This window comes from Endozoicomonas sp. SESOKO4 (assembly GCF_024606275.1).
Genome location: NZ_JAHHPS010000608.1, coordinates 1 through 8,807, shown reverse-complemented (window position 1 = coordinate 8,807; position 8,807 = coordinate 1). Strand labels below are relative to the sequence as shown.

The 8,807-nt window shown below is 50.6% G+C and carries 6 protein-coding genes and 2 pseudogenes; all 8 read left to right on the top strand.

Features of this window, described 5'->3' with window-relative positions; translation table 11 throughout:
• A partial coding sequence (gene murF, locus KDK16_RS11865) for a UDP-N-acetylmuramoyl-tripeptide--D-alanyl-D-alanine ligase (RefSeq protein ID WP_257276278.1) occupies window positions 1–991 on the top strand: 991 nt, incomplete at its 5' end.
• 2 nt (window positions 992–993) lie between these two features.
• Window positions 994–2,077: pseudogene (gene mraY / locus KDK16_RS11860) on the top strand (phospho-N-acetylmuramoyl-pentapeptide-transferase).
• Window positions 2,078–2,104: 27 nt separating this feature from the next.
• The gene (gene murD / locus KDK16_RS11855) at window positions 2,105–3,460 is read left to right on the top strand and encodes a UDP-N-acetylmuramoyl-L-alanine--D-glutamate ligase (RefSeq protein WP_257276277.1); all 1,356 of its coding nucleotides are present in this window, start codon (window positions 2,105–2,107) and stop codon (window positions 3,458–3,460) included.
• Window positions 3,457–4,644, top strand: coding sequence for a putative lipid II flippase FtsW (gene ftsW / locus KDK16_RS11850; protein WP_257276276.1), 1,188 nt, complete (start codon window positions 3,457–3,459; stop codon window positions 4,642–4,644). Before murD ends, ftsW begins: the two co-directional genes overlap by 4 nt.
• Window positions 4,641–5,729: an undecaprenyldiphospho-muramoylpentapeptide beta-N-acetylglucosaminyltransferase gene (gene murG / locus KDK16_RS11845; RefSeq protein ID WP_257276275.1), complete on the top strand. Its 1,089-nt coding sequence runs from the start codon at window positions 4,641–4,643 to the stop codon at window positions 5,727–5,729. The genes ftsW and murG overlap by 4 nt, the downstream gene beginning before the upstream one ends.
• Complete coding sequence (gene murC, locus KDK16_RS11840) at window positions 5,719–7,191, top strand: UDP-N-acetylmuramate--L-alanine ligase (protein WP_257276274.1); 1,473 nt, start codon at window positions 5,719–5,721, stop codon at window positions 7,189–7,191. Before murG ends, murC begins: the two co-directional genes overlap by 11 nt.
• Window positions 7,192–7,193: 2 nt before the next feature.
• Window positions 7,194–8,220: pseudogene (locus KDK16_RS11835) on the top strand (D-alanine--D-alanine ligase).
• A partial coding sequence (locus KDK16_RS11830) for a cell division protein FtsQ/DivIB (protein WP_257276273.1) occupies window positions 8,192–8,807 on the top strand: 616 nt, incomplete at its 3' end. The pseudogene KDK16_RS11835 and the gene KDK16_RS11830, both read left to right, overlap by 29 nt.

Here is an 8,807-nt window from a genome sequence, read left to right as displayed (position 1 = left end):
GTTCAGACTGGAAGAAGATCACCAGCACGCAGTGATTGAATTGGGAACCAGTTCACCCGGTGAGATTAATTACATCACTCGCCTGACTGAACCGGATGTTTCCATCATTACCAATGCTTCAGAGAATCACCTCAAGGATTTGTTAACGCTTGAGGGGGTCATTCATGAAAAGGGCTTTATTCTTGAAGGTCTCAAAAAAAGCGGTACTGCTGTACTGAATTTCGATGATCCCAGCTTCCAGCGCTGGAAAGAAAGGGCATTGAAACAGTCTGGTCGAAAAGTGCTGTCTTTTAGTCTGGATAAACAGGAAGCTGACGTGTTTGCCTCAGAGGTATCTTCAACGTCTGAAGGTATGAGCTTCAGGTTGCATGTTGTTCAGGAAGAGGCTGAAAAGCAGGCGATCGTCAACCTGTCTTTCTGGGGAAAACATCAGGTTCAGAATGCCTGTTGCGCTGCCGCAGCAGCATCTGCTGTGGGGCTGGGGCTGGACATTATTGTCAAGGGGCTGGAAAATGCCCGGCCCTATCAACAAAGGGGGACCCGTTACTTTCTGTCGAATAGTGTTCTGGTCATTGACGAAAGTTATAACGCCAGTCCGATTGCCACCCTGGCCGCCATCGATCAGTTGGCAGATTGTGAGGGTAGAACCATTATGGTGCTGGGGGACATGCTGGACCTCGGTGAGGTAACACAAGCCCGACATGTTGATGTGGGTGAGTATGCAGCTGCTCAAAGTATTGATGATTTTGCTGCTTACGGTCAGGCGTCTGTTGCGGCGGTTGAAGCGTTCAAAAATGACCTTCATGACAGTAAAGGGCAGCATTTTGATGATAAAGAGGCTCTCTCGAACTGGGTAAGAACCCGGATACAAGTGTTCAGAGAGCAACAGGCGGATTGTCCCATCACGGTTCTCGTCAAGGGATCGAATGGAATGAATATGTTGGATGTAGTCAGATCCCTTGTGGGATCAGAATATAAGGGAGAGCGCTGATAATGCTGCTCTGGCTTGCGGATTTCTTGTCGCAATACTACCACGGCTTTGCCGTTTTCAAATATCTCACACTGAGAGCGATTCTGGGTGTGCTTACTGCACTGGGTATGGGGCTCTGGCTGGGGCCTTATATGATTCGTCGACTGAGTTATCACCAGATTGGTCAGGCTGTGCGTGATGATGGTCCACAGTCGCACCTCAGCAAAGCCGGAACACCTACTATGGGGGGGGGCATTGATTCTGGTTTGTATCGCGGCCAGTACCCTCTTGTGGGCCAACTTAAGTAATCGCTACATCTGGGTGGTTTTACTGGTGACAGTGGTGTTTGGAGTTGTTGGCTGGGTAGACGACTACCGTAAGGTGGTGGAGAAAAATTCAAGAGGCCTGCCTGCACGCTGGAAGTTTTTTTGGCAGTCAGTGGGTGGGCTGGGTGCGGCTGTCTTTCTTTACGCCACAGCTAAAGCACCGGTAGAGACCAGTCTGATTGTACCTTTCTTCAAAAACGTCGTCATTGATCTTGGGCCATTTTTTGTTGTACTGGCTTACCTGACCATTGTCGGTTGCAGTAATGCTGTGAATCTGACTGATGGTCTGGATGGTCTGGCAATCATGCCTACTGTTCTGGTGGCTTCTGCACTGGCTGTTTTTGCCTATGCCAGTGGTCATGCGAACTTTGCCCAGTACCTGCTTATACCCTTTGTGCCCGGTTCCGGGGAACTGGTCGTTTTTTGCGCTGCCATAGGTGGAGCGGGCCTGGCATTTCTCTGGTTCAATACCTATCCCGCCCAGGTCTTTATGGGCGATGTGGGTGCTCTGGCTCTTGGTGCGGCATTAGGTGTGCTGGCGGTGATCGTGCGTCAGGAAATTGTGCTGGTCATTATGGGTGGAGTTTTTGTCATGGAGACAGTGTCGGTGATTCTCCAGGTGGCTTCGTTCAAGCTCACCGGGCGCCGAATATTCCGTATGGCACCACTGCATCATCATTTTGAATTGAAGGGCTGGCCTGAGCCCCGGGTGATTGTCCGTTTCTGGATTATTACCCTGATTCTGGTCCTGATTGGTCTTGCGTCACTGAAGATTCGTTAACACAGTTTTTGCTCGGGAAAAATAAGCGTGTCAGCATTGATAAGCTCAAATCGTACAAGGGTTGTAGTCGGTCTCGGGAAGACCGGGATGTCCTGTGTGCGGTATCTTGCTGCAAGACAACGTTCATTTAAAGTGATGGATACTCGGGATAACCCTCCTGGCATTGATGAACTCAAAGCCGTTTTCCCGGATGTACCCGTCCATCTGGGTGGGTTGAACCCGGAGTGGTTGAATTCGGCGGATGAGTTGATTCTCAGTCCTGGTATTGCACTGGCTACTCCAGAGATTGCTGATGCTGTCAGTAAGGGGGCTGAGGCGGTGGGTGATATTGAGCTGTTCTGTCGTGAGGTGGATAAACCCGTCGTCGCCATCACTGGCTCTAATGGCAAAAGCACTGTGACAGCCCTGCTGGGAGAAATGGTTCAAGAGGCCGGTTGGAATGTTGCAGTGGGTGGCAATATTGGCACTCCAGCTCTTGATCTGCTTAAAAGGCAAGATGTCGATCTCTATATCCTGGAATTGTCCAGCTTCCAGCTGGAAACCACTCACTCTTTACGTGCAGTTGCTGCGACAGTGTTGAACATCAGTCCTGATCATATGGATCGTTATGAGTCCATGATGGACTACCATAAGGCGAAGCAGCGTATATACCGTGGTTGTAAACATGCGGTATACAACAAGCAGGATGCCCTGACTGTGCCTCTTCTTCCCCAAGCTACACCAGCAACAGCGTTTACTTCCGGCAAACCTGATTTGCACGACTATGGTTTAATAGAGGATCAAGAAGATACATGGCTTTGTAAAGGTGTTGAAAGGCTTCTCAATACAGCGGCCATGAAGTTGTCGGGTCGTCACAATCAGTTGAATGCGCTGGCTGCCCTGGCTCTGGGTGAGTCAGTGGGTATCCCGATGGTGCCTATGCTGAAGGCTCTGAGCCACTTTACAGGTCTTCCTCATCGATGCCAGTGGGTAGCTGAAAAAAACGGTGTGGTCTGGATTAATGATTCCAAAGCCACCAATGTCGGTGCATCGGTTGCGGCTATCGAAGGCTTGGGTGAAACCCTGAGCGGAAAAATTGTTCTTATTGCCGGTGGGGATGGCAAGGGGGCGGATTTTAATCAACTGAAACAACCGTTACAAAAGTATGGTCGTGAGGTTGTGCTGATAGGGCGTGACGCAGCTGATATCGATAACGCCATCGGTAACGTGATCCCGGTTCAATATGCCAGAGATCTGGCTGCTGCAATAGATCATGCCTGCGAGGTCAGTGAGAGCGGTGATGCCGTGCTGCTGGCTCCCGCCTGTGCCAGTTTTGATATGTTTAAAAGCTTTGAGCAGCGTGGCGATGTCTTTACGACTCTGGTCAGGGAGCGCCTTGCATGACTCTACACCATAAGCTTCTCAGCGAAATAAGGTCACCCTTTGCGGGCCGTCGAGACAGTGCTCTTGACTTTCCGTTGCTGGGTGCTGTGCTGGTGCTTCTGGTGATTGGTCTGATTATGGTTAGTTCCGCTTCCATGGAAGTAGCGGGCAGTCTTTACTCTAATCCGTTTTACATTCTGATCAAGCAGGTTTTTTTTGTTTTTGTCGGCCTGTCCCTGATGGGAGGCATTTTGATGGTACCGGTGAAAACGATAGAGAAATACAGTTGGCTTTCCCTCTTTGGTGGTTTGGGTTTACTGTTGGCTGTGCTGGTTGTGGGCCGGGAGGTCAATGGCAGTGTTCGCTGGATTCCTCTGGGCTTTTTCAATCTGCAGGCATCAGAAGCGGCCAAGCTGATGATTGTCGTTTATCTGGCAGCCTACCTGGTTCGTCGCCTGGATGAAGTCAGAACCAAATGGACTGGCTTTTTCAAGCCTATGACCATTCTTTTTGTTTCATCCACACTATTGCTAATGGAGCCGGACCTCGGAGCCCTTGTGGTATTGATGGGGGCTTCCATGGGGATGATCTTTCTGGCAGGTGCCAGACTCTGGCAGTTCATTATTCTCATCCTGCTGCTGGTGGGCTCTATTGCTGCCTTGATTGTTTTTGAGCCTTATCGCATGGCGCGTCTGGCTTCTTATATGGACCCCTGGGCCAATGCTTTTGGCAGTGGCTATCAGTTGACCCAGTCCCTGATTGCCTTTGGGCGGGGTGAATGGTTTGGTGAAGGGTTGGGTAACAGTCTGCAAAAACTGTTCTATTTGCCGGAAGCTCATACCGATTTTATCTTTGCTGTTCTGGCTGAAGAGTTTGGTGTCCTCGGGGCGGTCTTCGTTCTGACTTTGATCCTATTTATTTCCTGGAGAGCTTTGCAAATCGGTTACCGGGCAGAAGCAAAAAAATTACTGTTCCATGGCTATGTCGCCTATGGCATTGGTTTACTGTATAGCAGTCAGGCGCTGATCAACATCGGTGTAAATACCGGATTGCTGCCCACGAAAGGGCTGGCGTTGCCTCTGATCAGTTATGGAGGTAGTAGCCTGTTGATAAACTGCCTGGCTTTTGGATTGTTGCTGCGAATTGATTATGAACGACGTCAGTTTAATGTCGAAACAGACAAAAAAAGCAGAGGGGCGCCATGAGTACTATTGACAAACCTACTGTTTTAATAATGGCTGGTGGTACTGGCGGGCATATTTTCCCTGCGCTGGCCACGGCCAGAGAACTTGAGAAGCGTGGCTACACCATTCACTGGTTGGGAACGCCCGACAGTATGGAAGCTGAACTGGTGCCGCGCCATGGATTTGAAATCAGTTTTATCCCGGTCACCGGGCTAAGGGGTAAAGGTTTGAGCTTTCTAATGAAAGCGCCCTGGAAGTTGGCTGTTCCGCTGTATCGGTCCGTAAAAGTAATTCGAAGCTGCAACCCTGTCTGTGTTTTGGGTATGGGTGGTTTTGTCACTGGTCCGGGTGGGTTGGCAGCTCGTTTGTCAGGTATCCCTCTGGTGATCCACGAGCAGAATGCTATTGCAGGCTTCACAAACAGGATTTTATCCAGAATTGCCCGCAAAGTGTTGCTGGCTTTTCCAGGAGCTTTCGGTCCAGTCAATAGCTCTGGGAAACTTATTCTGACGGGTAATCCGGTTAGAACAGATATCGCTGATTTGGAGTTACCCGCACAACTGAATGGCAGGTCTTTAAAGCTGCTGGTGTTAGGTGGCAGTAAAGGTGCTGTAGCCATCAACGAGCTGGTTCCAAAAGCGCTCACCCGGTTTAAAGGTCGCATCGAGGTTTGGCATCAAACCGGGAAAAGTAATTTGGCTGCTACTCGTGAGTCATATCGTGCTCTGAATATAGAGGGCCGCCTGGAACCCTTTATCGATGATATGGCCGGTGCTTATGATTGGGCAGACCTGGTGATTTGTCGGTCCGGGGCTCTGACGGTCTCGGAACTGGCCATGGCTCAGAGGGCGGCCCTGCTGGTGCCTTATCCCCATGCTGTTGATGATCATCAAACCGTTAATGGTCAGTACCTGGTCAATCAGGGTGCGGCTATGATGGTGCAACAAAAAGAACTGAACGAAACCTGTCTGATCAATATGTTAGAGAATTTTGTGGGCAATCCTGAACAGCTGGTTAACATGGCCAGGGCTGCGGGCAGCGTTGCAAAGCCTATGGCAGCCGAGGAAGTAGCTGATCATTGTCTGGAGGTGGCACATGCCCGCTAATAAACCTATTTTTCCTGTGGCACCTATACCTGAAATGCGTCGTATAAAAAACATTCATTTTGTCGGCATAGGTGGTTCGGGCATGTGCGGTATTGCCGAAGTGCTGAAGAATCAGGGCTACCAGATCTCAGGATCGGATATTAGACGCTCACCGGTAACCCGACGTTTGGAAGATCAGGGAATTACCGTCTTCATTGGTCATGAAGCCGCTAATGTTGAAGGGGCGGATGTAGTGGTCACTTCTACAGCAGTCGCTTTGGAAAATCCGGAAGTGGTTGAGGCTAGAAAACGACGTGTACCGGTGGTTCCCAGGGCTGAGATGCTGGCCGAACTGATGCGCTACCGTCATGGCATCGCAGTGGCGGGTACTCATGGCAAGACAACCACTACCAGTCTGCTGGCTTCGGTGTTGGGCTACGGTGGTCTGGATCCTACTTTTGTCATTGGCGGTCGTCTGAATTCTGCTGGTACCAATGCCAAGCTCGGAGGCAGTCGCTACCTCGTGGCAGAAGCGGATGAGTCGGACGCATCTTTCCTGCACCTGCAACCGATGGTCTCTATTGTCACTAACATTGATGCAGATCATATGGCCACATACGAGGGAAACTTTGGCAAGCTCAAGAAAACCTTTGTGGATTTTCTTCACAACCTGCCATTTTATGGCCTGGCTGTGGTCTGTACAGACTGTCCTGTAGTGCAAGAACTGTTACCATCAATTAAACGACAAGTTATCACTTATGGTGAGTGTGAGGGGGCGGATTTCCGAGCGGTTAATATCCAGCAGAAGGGTATGAGAACCTGTTTTGAGCTCGAGCGGAAATCTCACGACAACAAAAAGGTAAAAGTTGAGCTGAATATACCTGGCCGTCACAATGTTCTCAATGCGCTTGCCACCTTTATCGTGGCATCGGATGAAGGTATGCCCGATGACGTCATCTGTGAGGGGCTCAGGCAATTCCAGGGTGTTGGCAGACGATTCCAGGTGCAGGGACATTTTCAGACTGAGTCTGCCCGGATGATGCTCGTTGACGATTATGGGCACCACCCGACAGAGGTGGCGGCAACGATCAAGGCTATCCGGGCTGGATGGCCAGACAAGCGGCTGGTAATGGTGTATCAGCCACACCGCTATTCGAGAACCCGAGATCTTTACGAGGATTTTGTTGAAGTGCTGTCCCAGGTTGATGTCTTGCTTTTGATGGAAGTCTATCCGGCAGGAGAAGATCCGATTCCGGGTGCAGACACACGAAGCCTCTGTCGAAGCATTCGTCAGAGAGGCCAGTTGGAGCCCATTTTTATCTCCAATCCCGATGAAGTAAGCAAGTTTCTGCAAGGTGTTGTTCAAGATAACGACCTTGTTTTGACTCAGGGTGCCGGAGACATCGGTGCTTTGGCTGTGAGGCTGACGACAGAGCTGGGTAAAAAACTGGCAGACATAACTCGGGACGGAAAGGTAGCTTGAAGATGTACAGCCAAGATCAGGGGCAAGTTGCCATCGATGCAGACAGCCAAAAGCTAAGAAAAGTGCTCGGTAAGGTAGCCGTTTTACTGGGTGGTTGCTCGGCCGAACGTGAAGTGAGTCTGGCATCAGGTACACGAATCTTTGAAGCCCTGCAAAACAGTGGCATAGAATGTTGTTGTATTGATCCTGTCGACGGGCTGGTCAGTCAGCTGGTTGAACAGAAGCCTGATCGCGTTTTTATTGCCCTGCATGGTCCCCGCGGCGAGGATGGTACGGTGCAGGGGTTGCTTGATCAAATGGATATTCCCCATGCGGGCAGTGACATCATGTCTTCAGCATTGGCGATGGATAAATACAGAAGCAAGCTGCTCTGGCAGGCGGTGGGTTTACCCACTCCGGATTTTATGCTGATTGAACGGGTTGAAAGCCTGGACTGCTGTGCAGAGTTATTACCGGCTTTCGTAAAACCCAGTCTGGAAGGCTCCAGCGTAGGGATCTCAAGAGTGGATCAGGAGCAGGATCTGCTTCCAGCCTGGGAGCAGGCTTCAGAATACGGGGGGGGGCGTGCTGGTGGAGCAGTTTATTGATGGTCCTGAATTTACCGTAGCGATTCTTAACGGGCAGCCTCTGCCTGCTATTCGAATCGAGTCGGCAGAGTCTTTTTATGACTATGACGCCAAGTATATCTCAGGGAATACTCAATACCACTTGCCCTGTGGCCTGTCTGAAAGCAAAGAGCAAGAGCTTCAGGCACTGGCTCTGACCGCTTTCGAAACACTGGGCTGCTCTGGCTGGGGGCGAGTTGATTTTATGCAGGACGAGAGAGGGCAATTCTGGCTGCTTGAGGTTAATACTGTGCCCGGTATGACTGAGACAAGTCTTTTTCCTATGGCCGCAAAGTCAGTGGGTTTGTGTTTCGAAGCATTGGTTCTGGAGATTCTGAAGTCGTCCCTGTCACCGGCTCGCCAGAAAGAGCCTGGAATAAAGGAAAGCAACGAGCTTGTTCAGACTGAATCAGAAGCTATCTGACAACTCTGGCAAGCGGAGCCGTCGGGCGAGTGTGGCAAGAGACAAAAAGCAGGCTCGTTTCATTCCATGGAAGCGCTGCTTTGGGTTGACTGTTGTCTGCGCTCTGGCCGGGACTGTTCTGTGGATCTGGCCGACGTTGATGATGTGGCTTAATCAGCCGATAGCACGGGTGGAAGTGCGTTCTACGTTCAATTATCTGGAACGTGGTGATGTTGAAAAACGGCTGGCCCCCTGGTTGGTCAACCGTTTTTTTTACCTTGACCTGGAAAAGATGCGAAGGGCTGTTCTGGATATGCCCTGGGTGAGGGAAGCCAGTCTACGTCGGGAGTGGCCAGATACTCTGATAGTCAGGCTGGAAGAACGAAAACCGATTGCCCGCTGGCAGGATGACGGTTTGATTGATGAAGACGGAGAAGTCTTCAGACCGGGGTCTCTGGAGGCCTTCAGTAAGCTGCCCAAGTTGGCAGGGCTGGAAGATCGTTCGCAGGATGTAATGCAGCAATACCTGGCATTTAGTCAGGTAATAAGGCCTTTGGGGGTAACTGTCCGGGAATTGAGGCTCAGTACGACATATTCCTGGTGGCTGA